Source organism: Flavobacterium sp. IMCC34518, assembly GCF_027111095.2.
Classification (GTDB): domain Bacteria; phylum Bacteroidota; class Bacteroidia; order Flavobacteriales; family Flavobacteriaceae; genus Flavobacterium; species Flavobacterium praedii.
Map to the genome: position 1 here is coordinate 2,962,492 of NZ_CP114284.2, position 22,013 is coordinate 2,984,504.

General features: G+C 31.6%; 18 protein-coding genes. 16 read left to right on the plus strand and 2 right to left on the minus strand.

All coding sequences use genetic code 11. From position 1 onward, the window contains the following. Positions 1-35: 35 nt before the first annotated feature. The 10 genes from guaA (at position 36) to yidC (ending at position 12,144) form a co-directional block, all read left to right on the plus strand. Positions 36-1,565 (plus strand): glutamine-hydrolyzing GMP synthase, encoded by a 1,530-nt coding sequence (gene guaA / locus OZP06_RS12745; protein WP_269222181.1) that lies wholly within the window; start codon positions 36-38, stop codon positions 1,563-1,565. Between the two features lie 62 nt (positions 1,566-1,627). Then, positions 1,628-3,526 carry a LysM peptidoglycan-binding domain-containing protein gene (locus OZP06_RS12750; protein WP_269222182.1) on the plus strand — a complete coding sequence of 633 codons (1,899 nt, stop codon included), beginning with the start codon at positions 1,628-1,630 and terminating at the stop codon, positions 3,524-3,526. Between the two features lie 225 nt (positions 3,527-3,751). After that, positions 3,752-5,710, plus strand: a complete 1,959-nt coding sequence (locus OZP06_RS12755) for a LysM peptidoglycan-binding domain-containing protein (RefSeq protein WP_281323795.1) — start codon at positions 3,752-3,754, stop codon at positions 5,708-5,710. Between the two features lie 63 nt (positions 5,711-5,773). Next, on the plus strand, positions 5,774-6,175 hold the full coding sequence (locus OZP06_RS12760) for an OsmC family protein (protein ID WP_269222186.1): 402 nt from the start codon (positions 5,774-5,776) through the stop codon (positions 6,173-6,175). An 83-nt stretch (positions 6,176-6,258) separates the two neighbouring features. Continuing rightward, the gene (locus tag OZP06_RS12765; protein WP_116795759.1) at positions 6,259-6,489 is read left to right on the plus strand and encodes a DUF3820 family protein; all 231 of its coding nucleotides are present in this window, start codon (positions 6,259-6,261) and stop codon (positions 6,487-6,489) included. A 406-nt stretch (positions 6,490-6,895) separates the two neighbouring features. Beyond that, entirely contained in the window at positions 6,896-7,468 is a 573-nt protein-coding gene (locus OZP06_RS12770) for a hypothetical protein (RefSeq protein ID WP_269222187.1), read from the plus strand. Between the two features lie 88 nt (positions 7,469-7,556). Next, entirely contained in the window at positions 7,557-8,066 is a 510-nt protein-coding gene (locus tag OZP06_RS12775) for a hypothetical protein (RefSeq protein ID WP_281323796.1), read from the plus strand. Further along, complete coding sequence (locus tag OZP06_RS12780; protein ID WP_269224611.1) at positions 8,067-8,213, plus strand: DUF3820 family protein; 147 nt, start codon at positions 8,067-8,069, stop codon at positions 8,211-8,213. 304 nt (positions 8,214-8,517) lie between these two features. Beyond that, complete coding sequence (locus OZP06_RS12785; protein ID WP_281323797.1) at positions 8,518-10,137, plus strand: CTP synthase; 1,620 nt, start codon at positions 8,518-8,520, stop codon at positions 10,135-10,137. 114 nt (positions 10,138-10,251) lie between these two features. Then, complete coding sequence (yidC, locus tag OZP06_RS12790; protein WP_281323798.1) at positions 10,252-12,144, plus strand: membrane protein insertase YidC; 1,893 nt, start codon at positions 10,252-10,254, stop codon at positions 12,142-12,144. A gap of 91 nt (positions 12,145-12,235) precedes the next feature. Here the strand turns inward: yidC and OZP06_RS12795 are convergent, their stop codons facing one another. After that, positions 12,236-13,204, minus strand: coding sequence for a fasciclin domain-containing protein (locus tag OZP06_RS12795; protein WP_269222190.1), 969 nt, complete (start codon positions 13,202-13,204; stop codon positions 12,236-12,238). A gap of 700 nt (positions 13,205-13,904) precedes the next feature. Between OZP06_RS12795 and OZP06_RS12800 the strand changes: the two genes are divergently transcribed. From OZP06_RS12800 to OZP06_RS12820, 5 genes are all read left to right on the plus strand, one after another. Then, positions 13,905-14,621, plus strand: coding sequence for a hypothetical protein (locus OZP06_RS12800; protein WP_269222191.1), 717 nt, complete (start codon positions 13,905-13,907; stop codon positions 14,619-14,621). 159 nt (positions 14,622-14,780) lie between these two features. Beyond that, entirely contained in the window at positions 14,781-15,968 is a 1,188-nt protein-coding gene (mnmA, locus tag OZP06_RS12805; protein ID WP_269222192.1) for a tRNA 2-thiouridine(34) synthase MnmA, read from the plus strand. Positions 15,969-15,994: 26 nt separating this feature from the next. Next, entirely contained in the window at positions 15,995-17,608 is a 1,614-nt protein-coding gene (locus tag OZP06_RS12810; protein ID WP_281323799.1) for a S8 family serine peptidase, read from the plus strand. Positions 17,609-17,710: 102 nt separating this feature from the next. Further along, complete coding sequence (locus OZP06_RS12815) at positions 17,711-18,655, plus strand: nitronate monooxygenase (RefSeq protein WP_269222194.1); 945 nt, start codon at positions 17,711-17,713, stop codon at positions 18,653-18,655. Between the two features lie 36 nt (positions 18,656-18,691). Next, entirely contained in the window at positions 18,692-19,105 is a 414-nt protein-coding gene (locus OZP06_RS12820; protein ID WP_269222195.1) for a hypothetical protein, read from the plus strand. Between the two features lie 8 nt (positions 19,106-19,113). On the opposite strand, the gene OZP06_RS12825 is transcribed toward OZP06_RS12820, so the two are convergent. Further along, positions 19,114-19,890: a class I SAM-dependent methyltransferase gene (locus OZP06_RS12825; protein ID WP_281323800.1), complete on the minus strand. Its 777-nt coding sequence runs from the start codon at positions 19,888-19,890 to the stop codon at positions 19,114-19,116. A gap of 406 nt (positions 19,891-20,296) precedes the next feature. Between OZP06_RS12825 and pafA the strand changes: the two genes are divergently transcribed. Further along, on the plus strand, positions 20,297-21,913 hold the full coding sequence (gene pafA / locus OZP06_RS12830) for an alkaline phosphatase PafA (protein ID WP_281323801.1): 1,617 nt from the start codon (positions 20,297-20,299) through the stop codon (positions 21,911-21,913). The last annotated feature ends 100 nt before the right edge of the window (positions 21,914-22,013 follow it).

The window sequence follows — 22,013 nt, forward strand, 5'->3', positions numbered from 1 at the left end:
TTTTTGAAATCAAAATATATAAAGTATTTTTGCGCATGCAACACAACGTACTTATTTTAGATTTCGGATCGCAATATACACAGCTTATTGCGCGTAGAGTTCGCGAATTAAATATATTCTGCGAAATTTTTCCTTACAATCATTTTCCGAGTGATTTATCAAGTTATAAAGCCGTAATTCTTGGTGGTAGCCCTTTCTCAGTTAGAGGAGAAGATGCTCCACATCCAGATTTATCACAAATTAGAGGTAAACTTCCAGTTTTAGCAGTTTGTTACGGAGCGCAATACTTATCTCATTTTAGTGGTGGTGAAGTAGCAGCTTCGAATACTAGAGAATATGGTAGAGCTAATTTGTCTTATATCAAAGAAGGTGAGGTTTTCTTTGAAGGAGTTTCAGAAAACAGCCAAGTTTGGATGAGCCATAGTGATAGTATCAAAGCATTACCAACTAATGGGGTAAAGCTAGCTAGTACTAATGATGTAGAATTTGCTGCTTATAAAATTGAAGGCGAAACTACTTATGCAATTCAATACCATCCTGAAGTTTTTCACTCTACCGATGGATCAAAAATGCTAGAGAATTTCTTGGTAAAAATTGCTGAAGTTCCTCAAAATTTCACTCCAAATGCTTTCGTTGAGGAAATAGTAGCCGAAATGAAAGAAAAAATTGGAAATGATAAAGTTGTTTTAGGACTTTCGGGTGGTGTAGATTCTACAGTAGCTGCTGTTTTATTGCACAAAGCTATAGGTAAAAATCTATATTGTATTTTTGTTAATAACGGATTGCTTAGAAAAAATGAATTCCAAAGCGTTTTAGATCAATACGAAGGAATGGGATTGAACGTGAAAGGAGTAGATGCTTCTCAACGATTTTATGATGCCTTAGCTGGAGTTACTGATCCAGAATTAAAAAGAAAAGCAATTGGTAACGCATTTATCGAAGTTTTTGATGATGAATCACATAAGATTGAAGATGTTACTTGGTTAGCTCAAGGAACTATTTATCCAGATGTAATTGAATCCGTTTCGGTAAAAGGGCCATCAGCAACTATCAAATCACATCATAATGTAGGTGGTTTGCCAGATTATATGAAATTGAAAATTGTTGAACCTTTGCGAATGCTCTTTAAAGATGAAGTACGTAGAGTAGGAGCAACATTAGGTATTGATTCAGAGTTATTAGGAAGACATCCTTTCCCAGGACCTGGATTGTCTATTCGTATTTTGGGAGATATAACTTTAGAGAAAGTTCAAATTTTGCAAGATGTTGATAAAGTCTTTATTGACGGATTAAAATCTTGGGGTTTATACGACAAAGTGTGGCAAGCAGGAGCTATTTTGTTGCCTGTAAACAGTGTAGGGGTTATGGGGGATGAGCGTACTTACGAGAAAGTAGTTGCGCTACGTGCTGTAGAATCTACTGATGGAATGACCGCTGACTGGGTACACCTTCCTTATGAGTTCTTAATGAAAGTTTCTAATGATATTATCAATAAAGTAAAAGGTGTCAATAGAGTTGTCTATGACATAAGTTCTAAACCACCAGCAACAATTGAGTGGGAATAATATTAGTTTTTTAACATTAAGTCGTTACATTTGTAGCGACTTAATTTTTTAAAATTATATTTATGAAAGGATTTTTAAGAGTTTTATTATTTATTAGTTTTGTCTCTAATGTGTCTTTTGCACAGCAATCTTTAGCAAATCACACCGTTTTAAAAGGAGAAACGATTACCCAAATCGCCCAAATTTACAAAACTACACCTTCTGAAATTTATAGACTAAATCCAGAAGCTCAAAACGGAATCATAGAAAACCAAATTCTAACCATTCCAGAATTACTTCCTCAAACCAAAAATACCATCACACATATCGTCGCTCCAAAAGAAACTCTTTTTGGTTTAGCAACCCAATACAATCTAAAAGTTGAAGATATTCAAAATGCTAATGCTGCTGTACTTATTGACGGTCTAAAAGTAGGGCAGGAATTAGTTATTCCTCAGAATCTAAAAACAGAAAATACAACTTCCAAAAACACCCATTTAGTTCAGGCTAAAGAATCATTATTTAGTATTGCTAGACTTTATAATGTGTCTGTTGAAGATTTAGATAAAGAAAATTCGGTTCTAATTAAAGATGGATTACAGGTTGGGCAGGAAATTAAAATCCCTAATAAAAAGAAAACCTTAGACGGTAGAGTGAGAGTCATCAATGCCGAAACTGTTTTTTATGTGGTAAAAGCAAAAGAGACTAAATATTCAATTGCCAAACAATTTGGAATTACAGTCGAACAATTAGAATCTCAAAATCCTGAGATTGTCAGTGGTTTGACCGAAGGAAACAAATTGGCAATTAATGTAAGAGAAGTAAAACCAACCAACGAAAACGAAGAGTTAATGCTTGCTTTAGCAGAAAAACAAGTAGTTGTCGAAAAATCGAAAGCCAATACAAAAGAGATCAATACTTTAAAAGAAAAATTAGTGTTGCAAGAAGAAATTAATCAAAAGGTGATTAATGTAAACGGACTTTTGATAAATCTAAAAGAGATTGAAAATACGAAAGAAGGTTCTGCCGAAAAACTAAAATTGGTTTTGGAAGCCAATAAAAACATTCAAGAAATTCTTTTGGTCAAATTAGATTCTTTAGTCAGTACCATGAATAAAGATTTAATTGATTTGAAAAAAACAGAGTTAGTCGACCTAGATGAATCGGTACGTTTACAAAAAATATCAAATGAGAATATTCAAAAAACAAATATGCTTTCTTACCAACTCAAAAAACAATTAGCGGATAACAGAAAAGTGTATACTGGTTTAATGGACAAAGCAGAGCGCATTGTTGTTGAAGAAAATCAAGAGTACAAAAAAAGTATTCGTGAAAATAGTAAATCGAAACCAACTGATGCAAAAGAAGTAAAATTGTCTACAAAAGAATTGACTAACATGGAAGTAGAACAACGTGTTCGTGATTTAAAGAATATTCGATTAATTTCAAAGTTGGACTCCTTAAACAATGAAAGCAAAGCAGAATTGAGATTGCATATCAGTAAAGCTACTTTTTATAGTAAACAAGCTCGTATGTTTGACGATAATTTAGCGAAAGTAAAAAATCAAAGCTATCAGAATAAAGCATATGAGTCTCAAACTTTTGCCAAAGGAGGTGTTGTTTCAAAATCCCTTACTTTGGATCAAATGAAAAAAGAACTAGCTAAGCAACCTGCTAAAGTAAAAGCTATTAAAATAATAACCTTAGACAATTTAAAAGATGTTAAAGAAGGTTTTTATCTAATTGTTGGAGTTTTTCAAGAAGCAAGTGAAAGAGATGAATTTTTTAGAAAATTAACAGATTCAGGCTCATTGGATGCTAACTTTTTTTACGATATAAATGTACTTTCCTATAAAGTATATTCCAAAATGTTGCCAACCAAGGTAGAAGCACAATATGAATGTATTAAAAATCAAGGAAAGCCTCTTTTTGAGAAAATGTATATAGCACATGTAATTCCTGAAGTGTTAGATAAGGAATAAATTAATCCTTTCGTTTTATTAGAATCAAAGCAATTATAATTAAAGCATATAAGTAAATTAGAAATGTTCAAGAGAAGTAATTTGTGCTTTTCTAAAATACACTAAGATTACTTATATGTTTTTTTATTGCTTCTGGATGTTAAAATTACAGAAGAATAAATTAACAAGTCTATCAAGGGATATTTATAATAAACACAGTATTTTTACTGAAATTAAAAAACACAAATGAATACTTCGAATATGAATTATTTTTCAATAATCTTTTGTACAATCTTGTTTTCTGTTTCGTCAATTTTCGGTCAAGAAAAAATTGAAAAATATGTTGTTATTAAAGGAGAAACAGTAAATCAAATTGCACAAAAATTTAATGTTACTCCTTATGATATTTACAAACTCAATCCAGATGCTCAAAAGGGTTTGAAACCTAATAGTATTTTGTTAATTCCTAAAAAAGGTAGTAAGAGTATGATTGCATCTTCAAATGCAACAAAACCGAATCCGAAAACGCATGAAGTGCTTGCTAAAGAAACTTTATTTGGAATAGAAAAAAAATACAATGTTAGTGAAGATGCTTTAAAAAAAATAAATCCAGATCTAGAAAAAAATGGTTTGCAGGTAGGTCAAATTTTGAATATTCCTTCCAATAATAATGTAAAAACGGCTGTAGCTGCTAAGAATGTAGTGGTTTATCATACTGTTTTGTCAAAAGAAACAAAGTATTCTATAGCCAAAGAATATAATATGACTGTTGAAGAGTTGGAGAAAAAAAATCCAGAAATAGCAGAAAATTTACCGGTTGGTTTTCAGTTGCTAATTAAAGGTAATGGCGCAAAACCAGTTGCCAAAGTTGCTTCTAGTGAAACAAAAGTGTCGGTTAAAAAGCCAATGGAAGCTTTAGAACCCAAAGAAATAAGTTATGTCGAATATGTTGTAAAGGCAAAAGAAACTTTTTATAGTTTGTCTAAATTTTTTGGATTAACACAACAACAATTAATTGAGCTAAATCCTATTCTATCTAGTGGAGTTCAAGAAGGAATGGTATTGAAAGTGCCTTCAAAACCAAATCAGATTACACTAAATTCAGTAAAACAAAAAGTGGATTTAAGTAAAATAAACAATAATAGTAGAAAAACTTTAGTGTTATTATTGCCATTTAATATTGGTAGAAGCAGTAGTGATACTATTAGTTCAATGGTAAATCGATTGAACAGTGATAAGTTTCTAAATATGACTTTGGATTTTTATTCGGGTGCCATGATGGCTATTGACTCTGCTAAACAAATAGGCGTTAATTTGGATGTTAAAATATTTGATTCCAATGAAATAAAAAGCACATCAAATGTGGTGTCAATTTATAACAACAATAATCTTGCCGATGTTGATGCTGTAGTAGGGCCTTTTTATCAAAGTAATGTCGAAAAAACTGCTAGTTTGTTTACTCCCAATAATGTGCCTGTAATTTCTCCATTATCAAAAGATATCGGTAATCCGATGCCAAATTTGTATCAATCTATAGTTCAATCGGCGGTTCTAAAAACGGCAATGTTTGAATATATGAAATCAAAAGAAGGGAATATGATTGCTGTGATTGATAAGAAAAAAGAAACGATCAGAAAGTATATTCTTGAAAATCAAAAGGAAGTTAAAATAGCGCCATTGACGGCATCAGGTGGTTTGGATGTAGAAAGTTTTAAACGATTAATGGTCAAAGGAAAGATGAATTATGTAATTCTAGAAACAGCAAATACAGGTATGATTAAATATACTATGAATGCAATGCTGAGTGTTAGAAATACTTTTCAAGTACAATTGGTCATTTTAGAGCCCAATGAAACGTTGGATACTGATGAAATAAGTTTTGAAAATTTAACCAAATTAAATTTAATGTATCCTTCAGCTACGCGTGAAAATAATTCGCCAGAAGCACAGATTTTTATGCAGAGTTATAGAAAGAAAAATAAAGTAAACCCAAGCACATTTGCTATTCGTGGTTTTGATATCACTTTTGATACGATGATGCGTTTGGTACAAGACAAGACCTACCAAGAAACTGCTGAAACTATGATAACCGAACAGATAGAAAACAAGTTTGAGTATTATAAAAAAGAAGAGGGTGGATATGCTAATAAAGGAGTTTATATTCTGTATTATGACACTGATTTGACCGTCAAAGAAGCGAAGTGAAAATAGTATTCAGTTAGCAAATTATTGAGATTCAAAAAAAATCATAACTCACAATTCAATAGAATGACTTCAAAAGTAACTTATTTAGGGGATTTAAGAACTTCCTCTATACACATACAATCGGGTAGTGAAATTTTGTCAGATGCTCCCGTAGACAATAACGGAAAAGGAGAAGCTTTTTCTCCAACGGATTCTGTTGCCAACGCTTTAGCAACCTGTATGATGACAATTATGGGAATAAAAGCAAGAGACATGAATATTGATTTTAAAGGTTCAACAGCAGCGGTTACCAAAAGCATGAATGCTGAACCAAGACGAATTGGAGCTATCGAAATTGTTTTTGAAATGGTTGGAATTTCCGATCCAAAAGACAAAACAATTCTAGAAAGAGCCGCAATGACTTGTCCAGTTTTCTTGAGTTTGAATACAGATATCGAAAAACGAATTACTTTTAATTGGAATTAAATAAAATTAAGAATATAGAAAACAGAGTATAGAATAAAGATTTCTTCATTACGTCTATTCTCTATTTTCTTTTCTCTTAAAAAATGGATCAAAACCAAAAACAACTTATAAAACTAGCGCATACCAAAATGCCCTTTGGGAAATACGAAGGCTGGTTTCTTATCGATATCCCCGAATATTATATTGTTTGGTACAGTAACAAAGGTTTTCCAAAAGGAGAACTGGGAGATCAACTTAAACTAATCTATGAGCTAAAACTCAATGGACTCGAAGAATTGATACGAAACATAAAAAAGAAATATCCAAAACCGTAGTTTGGACAATTCAGAGTTTTATAATTTTGGTTAAAATTGTTGCTTTGATTTTCAAACCACTTAATATATGTTTCTTGAATAAAATAACACGTTCTTCCGTGTCTGATTTCTCTCGTTTGTCAAATATTTTTTAATATTAAGGTAAAGGTCGCGGTTTTTTAACTAACCCTAATATTAGTGTAATGATATTCTTAGACCAATATTTTCAATTAATTCTGTCTAAAATTAACACCAGATTATCTTTAAATGGTAATAAATTGAATACTAATATAGAAATCGTTTTCATAGGAAAATCAAAGGTTTTTAAGATTAATTAAAATCTTTTTACTGGGATAAAAAAGAGGGGTTGATAAGGTACGATTTCATTAATGGTGAGGTTTTTTAAATTATTAAAAAAATAAGTTTTATGAAAATATATTTATCAATACTATTACTAACCCTTTTGTGTTCGTGCAATTGTGTTGAAACACATTTAACAAAAGAGGAAAGAGAATATTTTTTGGCTTATAAAAAAGGGCAAACTATTGTTTTCAAAAGTGATAGAGGGAACATAGATACTATTCTTGTTGTTGAAAAAATTGAAACTCATAATAATAAAGATTGTAATTATTTTGGAATTGGTTCTACACAACCACATGTGATGTTTATTACACTTAAATCAAAAATTTGCCAAAATGACCCTTATTGTGAGGGAGAAATATTTATTAGTAAAGATAAAGAAAACGAAAAATGTTATCCTGGTTTTAGTTTTTTTGGATTATTGCAAAAGAATGACCTTGAATATCTAGTTCCAAAACTAGAGAAAATTAAACTTAATATAACAAATATAACATATTCTGAGGTATATTGTTTTGAAGAAGGTATAAATGCAAATGGATATGGTATTAATAGCCCTAAATCATTTTGTTGGGATAAAAAAGAAGGGTTAATAAGATATGAGACACATGACGGCGAAGTATTTGAACTTTTAAAAAAATAATCTAGATTACTCTTAACTTGATATTTTTTCAATTTTTTCATTTTTGAAAAATATCGTTTTTGAACAATTTAATCATATAATAAAAAACATGATGCAAATCAAAAAAACATTTTATTCAATTGTCTTTTTTTTACTTATTGCAAATAGTGCTATAAGTCAAGAAGAAAATACCAAATCAGAAGCTGGTGGACCAGCGACAGCAAAAGAATTAGTTGGGTTTTGGAAAATGATGCCACTACCTAATAAATCTGCCAATAAAATAAATCCATGGCCTCAAGACTATCAATGGTTTTGGTTTACTGAAAATGGGAAAGTATATTCTATGATGAAATCCGAAAACGGCGAATACTCTTCAGCTGAATTATCTAACGTTTTTAAAGTACTTCCAAAAGATAAAACTCCAAATTACAGAATTCAAGGACAATTTGTAATTATTGATAATCCCGAAATAAAAAACTATAAAGAATTATGGGGGACTAATATATTTGCTAAAGATATAGAAGGCATTGCTAAGAAAGGAGATTTGATTATGACTTTGGATGATGGGACTCAAACTGGGAAAGTCGTTTATTATAGATTATTGAGACGAATAAAATAAATTCCCGAATATTATATTGTTTGGTACAGTAACAAAGGTTTTCCAAAAGGAGAACTGGGAGATCAACTGAAATTAATTTACGAGCTAAAACTCAATGGACTCGAAGAATTGATCCGAAACATAAAAAAGAAATATCCAAAACCGTAGTGTAGATAATTAAGAATTTCAGTTTTCTTAGATTTTTTTAATTTTGGTTTCTTTCTTAGAATATTGTATAATAGTTTGCGAATTTTGAATTGTTTCAAATCTATTTTTAAGATTTTATCAATACTTATCTAATATTTTATAAAGCCCAAAAAAATAAAATGTTTAAAATTCTAATTATTATAAAAAAATAAGGAGTCCAATATTCTAAGAAGTCTTAAAATCTAGTGCGCTAAGAAGTTTAGTATTCCAATTAAATTTGTACTTTTGCCACGTTTTTTATACAACTACAACAAACAACAACAGAATGAATCAAACGAAATATATTTTTGTTACAGGCGGTGTGACTTCTTCTTTAGGAAAAGGAATTATAGCAGCATCTTTGGCAAAATTGTTACAAGCGAGAGGGTACAGAACGACTATTCAAAAATTTGATCCTTATTTAAATGTAGATCCAGGCACACTGAATCCTTATGAGCACGGGGAATGTTATGTAACTGATGATGGAGCAGAAACAGATTTGGATTTAGGACATTACGAACGTTTTTTGAATGTTCCTACTTCTCAGGCTAACAATGTTACTACTGGAAGAATTTATCTTTCTGTTATTGAAAAAGAACGTAGAGGAGAATTTCTAGGAAAAACGGTTCAAGTTGTTCCTCATATCACCAACGAGATTAAAGAAAGAATGCAATTGCTTGGTAATTCGGGTGATTATGATATTATTATTACTGAAATTGGTGGTACCGTTGGAGATATTGAATCTTTACCATATATAGAGTCGGTTCGTCAGTTAGTTTGGGATCTAGGGGAGCATAATGCAATTGTTATTCACTTAACATTGGTTCCTTATTTGGCTGCTGCTGGTGAATTAAAAACAAAACCAACACAACACTCTGTAAAAACTTTGATGGAAAGCGGTATCAAAGCTGATATCTTGGTTTGTAGAACAGAACACGAAATTTCAGATGAAATTCGCAATAAATTAGCCTTGTTTTGTAATGTAAAAAGAGAAGCGGTTATTCAATCTATAGATGCTTCAACAATCTATGAAGTTCCTAATTTAATGTTGGAAGAAGGATTAGATGTTGTGGCTTTGAAAAAATTAGACTTGCCTAAAAAAGCCGCTCCAGATTTAAAAAACTGGAATACCTTTTTACGTAGATTGAAATTTCCAAAACATACTGTAAACATCGGTTTGATTGGAAAATATGTTGAAATGCAAGATTGTTACAAATCAATTCTAGAAGCTTTTATTCATGCAGGTGCTGCCAATGAAACCAAAGTAAATGTGATTTCGATACATTCAGAATTTATAGATCCTGAGAATATTAAAGAAAAATTATCTGGATTGGATGCCATTCTTGTTGCTCCAGGTTTTGGAGAAAGAGGAATTGAAGGTAAAATCGAAGCAATTCGTTATGCCCGTGAAAATAAAGTTCCGTTTTTCGGAATTTGTTTGGGAATGCAAATGGCTATTATCGAATATTCCAGAAATATACTCGGTTATGCGGATGCCAATTCTACCGAAATGAATGAAAAAACTACTCATCCTGTAGTGAATTTAATGGAAGATCAGAAAAATGTAACTGATAAAGGTGGAACAATGCGTCTTGGTGCTTGGAAATGTGATATTACCCCAGATTCATTAGCATTTAAGATTTACGGAAAGACACAAATTTCAGAGCGTCACCGTCACCGTTACGAATACAATAGCGAATATGTAGATCAATTACAAAAAGCAGGATTGATTTCTTCGGGTGTAAATCCTGATACTGGTTTGGTTGAGATTGTAGAATTAGCGGACCATCCTTTCTTTATCGGCGTGCAATACCATCCAGAATATAAAAGTACGGTTGCTAATCCACATCCAATTTTTGTGAGTTTTGTAGCTGCGGCTGTTAAAGGAAAAAAAAATAAAAATTAGATTTATTAATATTGAATGTAGTCAAGATGTAACAATATAGTTGTTGTAATGACTAATGGATTCAATTTCTAATTCATCAATATTTAGAAAGAAGAAAAATAATTATAAATAAAAATGGAAGAAAAAAAATTAGACCTTAACTCGGTTATAGGTATTTTATTGATTATAGGTATTTTTCTTTGGATGATGTACCAAAACAAACCTTCCGAGGCAACTCTTGCCGCAGAAAAGGCTAAAAAGGAATTGGTTGCAAAAGAAGCGTTGGCAAAAGCTTCTGCGGTAAAGCCAGTTGTATTGCCTACTGCAATCGTAGCGGGTGATTCTACTCAATTGGTTCAGTTGCAAAAAACATTAGGTGGTTTTGCTTATTCTGCTACTTTACCATCTGCAAAAAATAATATTACAACAATCGAAAATGATTATGTAATATTAAAAATTGCCAATAAAGGAGGTTATATTGTAGAAGCGACATTGAAGAATTTTGAGAAATTCAAAAAGAATTCTGGTCAATTGGTTTCTTTGATAAAAGACAATAATGCCGATTTGAATATTCAATTGCAAACTAGTGATAATAGAGTTTTGAATACAAAAGACTTGTATTTTGAGCCTACATTAACTAAAGTGGGAGCTGATCAGGTTCTTTCGATGAAATTGAAAGCCGGAGCCAATGAATATTTAGAATATAAATACAGTTTGAAACCAAACGATTATATGATTGGTTTTGATGTTCGTTCTCAAGGATTGAATAAAGTTTTAAACACTGCAAAACCATTGGATTTGGTTTGGGATATGAAAACATATAGAAATGAGAAAAGTGTTTCTTATGAAAATAGATTTGCAGAATTACGTTTTAAGTATAATGAAGGAAAATATGATTATGTAGGGGCTGGGAAAAACAAAGAAGAAACTCCTGAAAAAGTGGATTATATTGCTTTTAAACAGCACTTCTTTTCTACTATTTTGTTGACTAATAAAGCGTTTGATAAAGCAAGTTTGAAATCAAATAATTTGGTTTTAGATGAAACTAAAGATACAGTCTTTACTAAACAATTTAATGCTACGGTGCCATTGGCTTTTCAAAATGGTGAGTTGGATTATAAAATGAATTGGTATTTTGGGCCTACTGATTATGATACTTTAAAAGCCTATGATAGAGATATTGAGCATATAGTTCCACTAGGTTGGGGTATCTTTGGATGGATTAATAGATTTATTTTTATTCCACTATTTGGTTTTTTAAGTAGTTATATTTCCTATGGTATAGCGATTATTATTTTTACAATAATCATCAAAATAGCAATGTCTCCAGTTACTTATAAATCATTTTTGTCTCAGGCCAAAATGAAAGTATTGAGACCAGAGATTACAGAATTGGGAGAGAAGTTTAAAAAAGACCCAATGAAGAAGCAACAAGAAACTATGAAATTATACAATAAAGCGGGAGTGAATCCTATGGCGGGATGTATACCAGCCTTGATTCAGATACCATTTATGTATGCATCATTTCAGTTTTTTCCATCTGCTTTTGAGTTGAGACAAAAAGGTTTCCTTTGGGCGGATGATTTGTCTTCCTTTGACTCTATTTATAAATTACCATTTCATATTCCAATGTATGGGGATCATATCGGTTTATTTCCTTTAATGGCAGCTGTTGCGATATTCTTTTATATGAAAATGACTTCTGGTGACCAACAAATGGCAGCTCCACAGCAAGAAGGAATGCCAGATATGGCAAAGATGATGAAGTATATGATTTATATTTCGCCTCTTATGATGTTAATCTTCTTTAATGGATATGGTGCAGGATTGAGTTTGTATAACTTTATGTCGAATTTAATTACAATAGGAATTATGTTTGTAATCAAAAATCACATTGTTGATCCTGATAAAATTCATGCCCAAATTCAAGAAAATAAATTGAAAGAGCCTAAAAAGCCGGGTAAATTCCAACAAAAATTGCAAGAAGCAATGGAACAGGCAGAAGCTCAAAAAGCAAAGAAGAAATAAAAAATAAATCGAATATAAATAGAAAAGCTCCTAGTAAAATAGGAGCTTTTTCGTTTTTAACAAATTAAATTAACAACCAATTAATATTTTTTTAGAATGTAGGTAATAAAACTTTATCTAGTACATGAATGATTCCATTGGAACATTGGACATCTGTTGCAATGATATTACAATTTCTGCCACTTACATCTAACAAACGAGTTGGAGTAAATTTGACAGTAACATTTTGTCCAGAAAAAGTAGTTACAATTTGATCATTTGTCAATTGACTTGATTGTACATTGGCACCGGCAACTACGTGATATTTTAATGTTTTTTCCAATACATTTGCTGGAATAGCAGCTAATCCAGAATATCCAGTTTCTGTCAAGAATGCTCCAAAGGCGTCATTTGTTGGTGCGAAAACGGTAAAAGGAGAACTTGCTGTTCCAGATAATATTCCTGCAAAGCCCGATGCAGGGTTGTAAGTTAATGCAGCAACTAAAGTAGTGAAGTTTGGGTTTGCTACAGCGTGATCCACAATCGTAGGAAGTCCGATTACTGCATCTACAATATGAATGACTCCATTTGAAGCCATAATATCTGCAGTTACTACTTTTGAGATGCCATTCAGTTTTACTCCAGATGCGGTGTTAACATACATGCTTAAAGTATTGGTGCTAGATGCGCTTCCTTTGGCAAGGGTTTTTATATATCCTGTGCTTAAATCTGTTGATTTTACTTTTCCACTTACTACATGGTTTAATAGTATTTGAGTCAAAGCTGCTGCTGGTACGTCTTTTATTGAAGTGTAAGGTGTGGTTTTTAAAAATGCAGTAAAAGCGGCATTTGTGGGTGCAAAAACGGTGTATGGACCAACTCCTTGTAGTGTTTTTGCTAAATCTACTTTTGTTAAAGCTTCAACCAAAAGTGAGAAATCTTTATTTCCTGCAGCAATTCCTGTTATGGTTGTATCTGCAACTGGTGTTACAGGTTTGTCGTCGTCATTGTCGCATGATATTCCGAATGCGATAATACATACAATAAGGGCTAACTTTCTGATTTTTAATAGATTTTTCATTTTGTTGTTTGTTTTTTGTTTGTTAATTGTTTTTAAATACTAGAACAAAACTATTGAATTAAATTTTAATATTGTTTATTTAAAAGCGATAAAAGATAAACAAAAATAAAAGTTTATGATTTTTTTTAATTTTGTTTAAATAGAATAAAATGACACATAACTAATTGAATATAAGTAAAAAAGGTAATATTGGAGTTTTTTTATTCTTTTTAATAGTAAGTATATTAAACAGTATTTAAAAATTGTGTTTATAGTTTTAGATTAAAAAGATAACGCTATAATTAGGGTTAGTTTTCACTAGTTTGCTTTATATTTATATGATTTACAAATAGATTTTTTATATTAGTATGAAAGGATTATGTTTTAGAATCTAGATTGTAATAGAATGACTTTTTTTAAGTGTTAAATAAAAAACGTAAGGTCTTTAAAAAATAGGATATTGTTGATGAAAAATTTCATCTAGGGTTTTTCTTTTCCTGATATTTTTTTTAGAATTTATTTATTGCGATAACTTCTCATGAAAAAAATACTTTAATTGTTGTAATTTTTATTTTTTTCACAAATTACTGTATCAAAGTTTATGTTTTTTTATTGAATTCGAAATAAAATTATTTGTGTACTTTTATATGATAATATATCATAGTAAAATTTAGTTTTCTATTGTGGGTATTGTGTTTTTATTATAATAAATTAAAATAGTATGTTTTTTATTTTTAGAGTTTTACTTGTCTCATTATGCTTTCAAACTGCTTTTTCTCAAGAAGAAACAAATCCACTTGACGATAAGGGTAATAAACATGGAGTTTGGAAAGGGTTCTATCAAGAATCTGGAAGACCTAGATACGAAGGAACTTTTGAACATGGCCGAGAAATTGGTGTTTTTAACTTTTTTGATGATACTAAAGCGAAATCAGTAATTGCAACCCGTACCTTTAATGCGAAGGAAAATTCATGTTATACAATTTTTTACGATCAAAATAAAAATGTTGTAAGCGAAGGTAAGGAGGTGAATAAATGGAGAGAAGGTCCATGGAAATATTATCATAAGTCCTCAAAATCTATTATGACTTTAGAGAATTATAAAAAAGGTAAACTTGAGGGAATCCGAACGGTATATTACCCAAGTGGTAAAATTGTAGATGAGACTATTTATAAAAATGGATTAAAAGAAGGCGTTTATAAGAAATATTCTGAAAAAGGCATCGTTCTAGAAAGTAGTTTTTTTAAAAACGGAGAATATGAAGGTGAAGCAATTTACAAAGATCCAAATGATCTTGTTATTGCTAAAGGAATTTTCAAAAATGGTAAAAAAGTTGGTATGTGGCAGTTTTTTGTCAATGGAAAATTAACGAGTCAAGAGAATATGGATAAACCTAAAAAACCACAATTCAAAAAAGATAAAGTTAAAATGGATTGAGAAAATGGATTGAGAAAATTGGAATTTTTAGCTCGATTTCATGTTGTATTAGTTCATGTTATTGTAGTATTGTTTTCATCAATCTCAATTAGCCTGAACTAGGTTTATTATTTGTACTTTTGCAAAAGAATAAAATGTAAACATTCAATTTTTTTGATAATGAAACGTGTAGTTGTAGGTCTTTCTGGTGGTGTAGATTCAAGTGTTGCTGCTTATTTGTTGCAACAACAAGGATATGAGGTAATTGGTCTTTTTATGAAAAATTGGCACGATGATTCGGTTACCATTTCGAATGAATGTCCTTGGTTGGAAGATAGTAATGATGCTTTGTTAGTAGCTGAGAAATTAGGGATTCCTTTTCAAACCGTTGATTTAAGTGAGCAATATCAAGAAAAAATTGTTGATTATATGTTCAGCGAATACGAGAAAGGAAGAACTCCAAATCCCGATGTACTTTGTAATCGCGAGATAAAATTTGATGTTTTTATGAAAATTGCATTAAGTCTTGGCGCCGATTTTGTGGCTACAGGTCATTATTGTCGAAAAGGAGAAATTGAAGTTGAAGGTAATAAAGTGTACCAACTTCTTGCTGGTGTTGATGATAATAAAGATCAATCGTATTTTTTATGTCAATTGTCACAAGAGCAATTATCAAAATCTTTATTTCCCATTGGAGAATTGACCAAACCAGAAGTTCGAGAAATTGCTGCTCAAATTGAATTGGTTACTGCCGAAAAGAAAGATTCTCAAGGCCTTTGTTTTATTGGAAAAGTTCGTTTACCCGAGTTTTTGCAGCAAAAATTACAGCCAAAAGAAGGTTTGATTATTCAAATTGATAAAAATGATCCTGTTTATGCGTATGAAATGCAAGATGAATTAACGGTTGAAGAACAGTTGCTTTTTGCGTCCAGAAGACTGCCTTATACTCCAAAGATGGGGAAAATAATGGCAAAACATCAAGGGGCTCATTATTTTACGGTAGGGCAAAGGAAAGGATTGAATGTAGGAGGAACCACAGATCCGTTGTTTGTAATTGCTACTGATGTCGAGACTAATACCATTTATACCGGTTTGTCGAGTTCACATCCGGGATTGTTTAAAAGTGCTTTGTTTATAGAGAAATCTGAAGTGCATTGGATTCGCGAAGATTTGGTTTTGGCCAATGGAGAAACGATGAATGTAATGGCTCGCATTAGATACAGACAACCATTGCAAAAAGCTATTTTATATCAATTTGAAAGCGGAATGTATATTTCTTTCGAAGAACCACAATCTGCAATTACAGAAGGTCAATTTGCAGCTTGGTATTTAAATGATGAATTAATAGGTTCTGGAGTTATCTCTTAAATTATTACCTTAGTATTGAACATGGCATGAAAAAAATACTTTTTTTTATTTTATTCTTTTCTTGTTTTGTTGGGTATTCCCAAGAAGATGCTTGGGTGTATTTTAATACCAAAAATAATTCTCAAGCTTATTTAGACAATCCTTTATTAATGCTTTCGCAAAAGGCAATTGATCGAAGAGTTAGACAAAATATTCCTTTAGATTCCAAAGATATTCCTATTGATATAAATCTTATTAATCAAATAAAATGGGCTACAGGAATTGTCGTTATGGCACAATCCAAATGGCTTAATGCTTTGCATATTAGAGGGAGCATATCCGATATTAACTCTTTGAAATCGTTATCCTTTGTTAATAAAATCGATTTTGCGAATAAAGTACTTAATTCTACAAGGAAGAATACAGTTGTTTTTAAAACAAAGGCCGTAAATAAAGCATTGGAAACTAAAGTTGATTTCGTTTATGGTAATTCTGCCAATCAAATTCAAATGCTTCATGGTGATGTGTTGCATCAACAAAATTATACTGGCTTAGGTGTAGTTATTGCTGTTATAGATGCTGGTTTTCCTGGAGTAAATACAACTCAACCCTTTCAACGATTAAGAGATAATAATCAAATATTAGGAGGGTATGATTTTGTGAATCGAAGTCCTAATTTTTATTCGGGTAATTCTCATGGCACAATGGTTTTGTCTTCAATGGGAGGCTATAAAGAAAATTCTTTGGTTGGGACAGCTCCAGATGCTTCGTATTATTTGTTTCGAACAGAAGATGCTGTATCCGAAAACCCAGTAGAAGAATCCTATTGGGTAGAAGCGGCAGAGAAAGCAGATAGTTTGGGGGTAGATGTCATTAATACTTCTTTGGGTTATTTTGATTATGATAATTCATCGTACAGTCATACCTATAATGAAATGGATGGTAAAACTGCTTTTATAACTAGAGGAGCCGATATTGCTTTTTCTCGAGGAATGATTGTAGTGGTGTCTGCAGGAAATGAAGGAGCAACCACAAATCCGCATATTGCTGCTCCCGCAGATGGTGTTTCAGTGCTCACCGTTGGTGCAGTGAATGCTACCAAAACAGTTACTGGTTTTAGTTCCATTGGCCCTTCGTATGATGGGCGAATAAAACCAGATGTAATGGCGCAAGGTCAATTGGCTGTTTTATCTGATCCTTCCGGCAATATTATAACTGCAAATGGGACTTCTTTTTCCAGTCCAATTACAGCGGGATTGGTAGCCAGTTTGTGGCAAGCTTTTCCCAACAAAACCAATGCTGAAATTAAAGATTTAATTATAAAATCAGCAGATCGATATGCTAGTGCAAATAATCAATATGGGTATGGAATTCCTGATTTTAGTTTGGCTTTGTCCAATGGTTTAAAAGTAACTGAGTTTACAAATAAAGATTTTTTTGTTTATCCAAACCCAATTTCAGATTTAGGTACAATTTCTTTTTCTGGAAATTTTGACTCAGGAATTATTCGTGTTTTTACTTTGTTGGGACAAAAAATTATGGAACAACATATCAGCAAAACTGCATCGTCAATTTCTTTGAAAACATTTCAAAACGGAATCTATATTTATGAATTGGAATGTAATGGAACCATAACTACCGGAAAACTAATAAAACAATAAGTTTGATTTTTTACGAAAGGAGTGTGTCAGTAAATTGGTGGCATACACCCGTGAAGATATGTGAATTGCATATGATCCATAAAAATCAATAAATAGCTTCTTATGAATAAAATTACAAATCTTTTTAACATCAAATATCCAATTATTCAAGGCGGAATGATTTGGAATAGTGGTTATAAATTAGCAAGCGCCGTTAGTAATGCTGGAGGGTTAGGTCTCATAGGTGCTGGGTCTATGTATCCTGAAGTATTAAGAGAGCATATTCAAAAGTGTCATAAAGCAACAAATAACCCCTTTGGAGTAAACGTTCCGATGTTGTATCCAAATGTTGAAGAAATAATGAAAATTATTATTGACGAAGGAGTGAAAATTGTGTTTACGTCAGCCGGTAATCCTAAAACGTGGACTCCTTTTTTGAAAGAAAATGGAATAACCGTAGTTCATGTAGTGAGTAGTTCGGTATTTGCATTAAAAGCTCAAGACGCTGGTGTAGATGCTGTTGTAGCCGAAGGTTTTGAAGCCGGTGGTCATAATGGTAGAGAAGAAGCGACTACGCTGACTTTAATTCCGATGGTAAAAGAAAAGATTTCAATTCCTCTTATTGCTGCTGGTGGAATTGCAACGGGTCGTGGTATGCTAGCTGCTATGGTTCTCGGGGCTGATGGTGTGCAGGTAGGGAGTCGATTTGCTGCTTCTGTTGAATCTTCGGCGCATGAAAATTTCAAAAAAACTATTATAGAGGTTCAAGAAGGAGGAACACAATTGACATTAAAAGAACTGGCTCCTGTTCGTTTAATCAAAAATAAATTTTATCAAGATGTGCAACAACTATATGAAAAATGTCCAACTAAAGAAGATCTGATTGCATTATTAGGGAGAGCTAGAGCCAAACGCGGCATGTTTGAAGGAGATCTGAAAGAAGGAGAATTGGAGATTGGCCAAATTGCAGGGTTAATTAAAGATGTTTTGCCTGCAAAAGAAATAATTGACAAAATGATAGCCGAATTTGAGCAAGCAAAGAGTGAAGTAGTTTTATTTGATTTTTAAAATAGTTACCTTTGTTTTTATACAAATTTTCAGATAATGAATAAGTTAAAAATTGGATTTATAGTGTTGTTTCTTTTTATCGGTTTGAATCAAAGTTTTGGTCAAACTTACAAATTTAAAACAACGGGATTGAGTGTAGCATTGAAAGAAGCTAATGGTAAATTTGGAGATTGGAGCGAATTAAAGTTGGTGAATATTTTGATCAATTTAGACACCAATAAAAATAGATTTGTTATTTATTCTGAAGTAATTCAGCTTTTTGAAATCATAGATTACTTACCTGAAGAAAATACAAATACGGATTTAATTTATTCTTTTGTCTGTAAAGATACCAATGGTGAAGATTGTAGTCTTTCAATTATTACTAGGAAAAATCAAGAAAATAGAAAACAGTTGTATATCAAATATGAAGATAGAGTACTGGTTTATAATATTGTTAATTTTGAATAGGTTGTATTTTATTTTTTAATTCTAATTTGCATAGCATAATTATAGGGATCAAGCAGATAAAAATCTATTTTTTTTGGACTTACAAAAGGTAAATAGGTTTTAATTTTTTTTTCAGTAAAACGTTGTGACCAAAAATTTTCTTTGGTAGCTGTAAAACTATCATTTTCGTTTGTAATTATCTTCATTCCCATTCTAATATACGATTGCTCTTGTTTTTTTCGGGTGTTATCATTGTCAATATAACAGGCGCCAAGAATTATTTCTCCGTTTTTATGAAGCAATGAATAAGCTTTTGAAAAAATATCCGTAAATTTTTCATTGTGGGATAAGTCTAATCTAGTACAGTTGTCATTGTATTTATCGAATGCAAAACTATCAGGATAAAAATTGCCAGGTGTAAACCATGTGCAAATAATCACATCGTATCTTTTGCTTAATTGGTCTAAATGGGTAGCTTCAAGTAGATATATTTTTAATTTGTCTTCAATTTGTAGTTCTTTAGCAGTGTCTTTAGCTAATTTTATGCAAGTTTCAGCATTATCTGTCCCATCATAATGTTCAATCATCTGCCACATTTCGGGAATTGCGCTCAAGTGACGTGCAATTCTAGCATTTCCTATTCCGATGTCTAATAGGGTGAGTGGACTTCCTTTTTTTTGATATATTTCTGCGATGGCTTTTTTGAGTGCTGTAAATTCAGCCCATTGTGCTTGTAATAAATCATCGGACAGATACTTGTCGTTAAATGATTTTTGAACCGTATTTTCGTTGTCGTACATATTCATAATCAGTGTTTTAATTATCAAATTTAACATATTTATTTTTATAAATAGAATATAGAATAATGTAATGGTATTAATTAAAGTGAGTATTTTAATGTTGTCTCTCTTTTTTTTATTTTAAAATTAAGAAGACAAAAGTTCTAGTTTTAAACAAAAGTTCTAGGTCGCAGTGAGCGTGAGGGATAAAAATAAGCTACCGAAGTAGCATGGTTAGCCCGACCGTATTTGAGAAAGAGGCCGAATGAGCGCATAGTAAAATTGGCCTCTTTTTCAAATGGGGTCACGCCCTTATGATTTTGATGATTTACTATTTTTTGATTAAGAATAGATTAAATAATTGCATTGCTTGTTGCGTTTTTTCTTTTTTTAAAGGATAAAGTGTATTTTTGTGTACTATATAAAATGTAATATGAGAAAAATTGTTTTGTTTTTAGTATTTGTTTTTTCAATTCAAGGTCAAGCACAACAGCGTCCTAAATTGGTTGTTGGTATTGTTGTCGATCAAATGAAAATGGAGTATTTGTATCGCTTTTCGGATGACTTTTCAACTAAAGGTTTTAAAAGGTTAATGGATAAAGGCTTTACTTTTTATAACATGAATTATAATTACGTTCCCACATTTACTGCTCCTGGGCATGCATCTATTTATACTGGGACTACTCCTGCAACACACGGGATTATTGGTAACGATTGGTACATTCGTTCAATTGGGAAAAGTATGTATTGTACAGATGATGCTGGTGTGAAGACGCTAGTTGAAGGTACAGAAAAAGAGGGTGCAATGTCTCCAAAAAATCTTTTGAGTACTACTATTACTGATGAATTGCGTATGGCGACAAATTTCAAAGGGAAAGTCATTGGTTTGAGTATCAAAGACCGTGGTGCTATTTTGCCTGCGGGTCATTTTGCTAATTGGGCATTTTGGTATACAAAAACAGGTTCGTTTATTTCTAGTTCTTTTTATGGAGATAAAATGCCAAATTGGGTAACTGATTATAATAATGAAAAAACATATATGAAATATGTTGAGAAAGGTTGGAATTTGTTGCGTCCTCTAGATACCTACAATGAAAGTCTTCCTGATGATAATCCTTATGAAGGAAGATTAGATAAAACTACAAAACCTGTTTTTCCTTATGATTTGAATAAAATATATAAAGAAAATGGATTAGAAGTTATAAAATCTACTCCATTTGGGAATGATATATTAGCTGATTTTGCCATGAGAGCTATTGAAAAAGAAGAATTAGGAAAAGATAATATTACAGATTTCTTGACAGTAAGTTTTTCTTCAACAGATTATGTAGGACATACTTTTGGACCTAGATCTATGGAAATTCAAGATACTTATTTGCGTTTGGATCTTACAATTGCTACGTTTTTGGATTATTTGGACGCCACTGTTGGAAAAGACAATTACTTACTTTTCTTAACTGCTGATCATGCAGTTGCCGAAAACCCAATTTATTTGAATGATCATAAATACAATGTTACTAATGTTCCAGCGAAAGATATTTTTAGTTCTTTGAGTAAGTTTTCAACAGATACATATGGAGTTAATTTAGTTTTGAATTACTCTAACTTTAATGTTTATTTAGACAGGGATGTTATAAAGGACAAAGGGTTGGAATTAACAAAAGTTAAGCAAAGTTTTAAAGACTTTTTGATGACCCAAGTACAAATAAAAAGAGTCTATACTCAAGAAGAGATTTTGGCCGCTACAGGACAAGATTATTATCTTAATTTTATTTTTAAAGGTTATGATCCAAAGCAAAATGGAGATCTTGTTATTCTTGAAGGTACTGGATATTTAGAAAGTATTGCTACAGGAACTACACATGGAACTCCTAATAGTTATGATACGAATGTACCATTACTTTTTTACGGTTGGAATGTTCCTATTGGTGAATCCTATAAAAAAGAATACATTACAAAAATCGCTCCTACGCTTTCTAAAATGTTAAAAATTACTTTTCCTAATGGTACAGAAGCTGAAGTTCTGGAAGAACTTCTAGTGAAAAAATAATCCAGTAATTTTGAAAAGCCAAAAACCCATTCTAATTGTAGAATGGGTTTTTTTATTGGAGACAATAATAGAAACTCTTAGTTGGTCTATATTAAAATTC

What these genes read in the sequence shown, in the direction of transcription:
- OZP06_RS12795 (WP_269222190.1), bottom strand. Translation starts at nt 13,204, where the DNA reads ATGAAAAATCTATTAAAAATCAGAAAGTTAGCCCTTATTGTATGTATT.
- OZP06_RS12750 (WP_269222182.1), top strand. Translation starts at nt 1,628, where the DNA reads ATGAAAGGATTTTTAAGAGTTTTATTATTTATTAGTTTTGTCTCTAAT.
- OZP06_RS12755 (WP_281323795.1), top strand. Translation starts at nt 3,752, where the DNA reads ATGAATACTTCGAATATGAATTATTTTTCAATAATCTTTTGTACAATC.
- OZP06_RS12810 (WP_281323799.1), top strand. Translation starts at nt 15,995, where the DNA reads ATGAAAAAAATACTTTTTTTTATTTTATTCTTTTCTTGTTTTGTTGGG.
- yidC (WP_281323798.1), top strand. Translation starts at nt 10,252, where the DNA reads ATGGAAGAAAAAAAATTAGACCTTAACTCGGTTATAGGTATTTTATTG.
- OZP06_RS12765 (WP_116795759.1), top strand. Translation starts at nt 6,259, where the DNA reads ATGGATCAAAACCAAAAACAACTTATAAAACTAGCGCATACCAAAATG.
- OZP06_RS12800 (WP_269222191.1), top strand. Translation starts at nt 13,905, where the DNA reads ATGTTTTTTATTTTTAGAGTTTTACTTGTCTCATTATGCTTTCAAACT.
- OZP06_RS12785 (WP_281323797.1), top strand. Translation starts at nt 8,518, where the DNA reads ATGAATCAAACGAAATATATTTTTGTTACAGGCGGTGTGACTTCTTCT.
- pafA (WP_281323801.1), top strand. Translation starts at nt 20,297, where the DNA reads ATGAGAAAAATTGTTTTGTTTTTAGTATTTGTTTTTTCAATTCAAGGT.
- OZP06_RS12815 (WP_269222194.1), top strand. Translation starts at nt 17,711, where the DNA reads ATGAATAAAATTACAAATCTTTTTAACATCAAATATCCAATTATTCAA.
- OZP06_RS12820 (WP_269222195.1), top strand. Translation starts at nt 18,692, where the DNA reads ATGAATAAGTTAAAAATTGGATTTATAGTGTTGTTTCTTTTTATCGGT.
- OZP06_RS12775 (WP_281323796.1), top strand. Translation starts at nt 7,557, where the DNA reads ATGATGCAAATCAAAAAAACATTTTATTCAATTGTCTTTTTTTTACTT.
- OZP06_RS12825 (WP_281323800.1), bottom strand. Translation starts at nt 19,890, where the DNA reads ATGAATATGTACGACAACGAAAATACGGTTCAAAAATCATTTAACGAC.
- mnmA (WP_269222192.1), top strand. Translation starts at nt 14,781, where the DNA reads ATGAAACGTGTAGTTGTAGGTCTTTCTGGTGGTGTAGATTCAAGTGTT.
- guaA (WP_269222181.1), top strand. Translation starts at nt 36, where the DNA reads ATGCAACACAACGTACTTATTTTAGATTTCGGATCGCAATATACACAG.
- OZP06_RS12770 (WP_269222187.1), top strand. Translation starts at nt 6,896, where the DNA reads ATGAAAATATATTTATCAATACTATTACTAACCCTTTTGTGTTCGTGC.
- OZP06_RS12760 (WP_269222186.1), top strand. Translation starts at nt 5,774, where the DNA reads ATGACTTCAAAAGTAACTTATTTAGGGGATTTAAGAACTTCCTCTATA.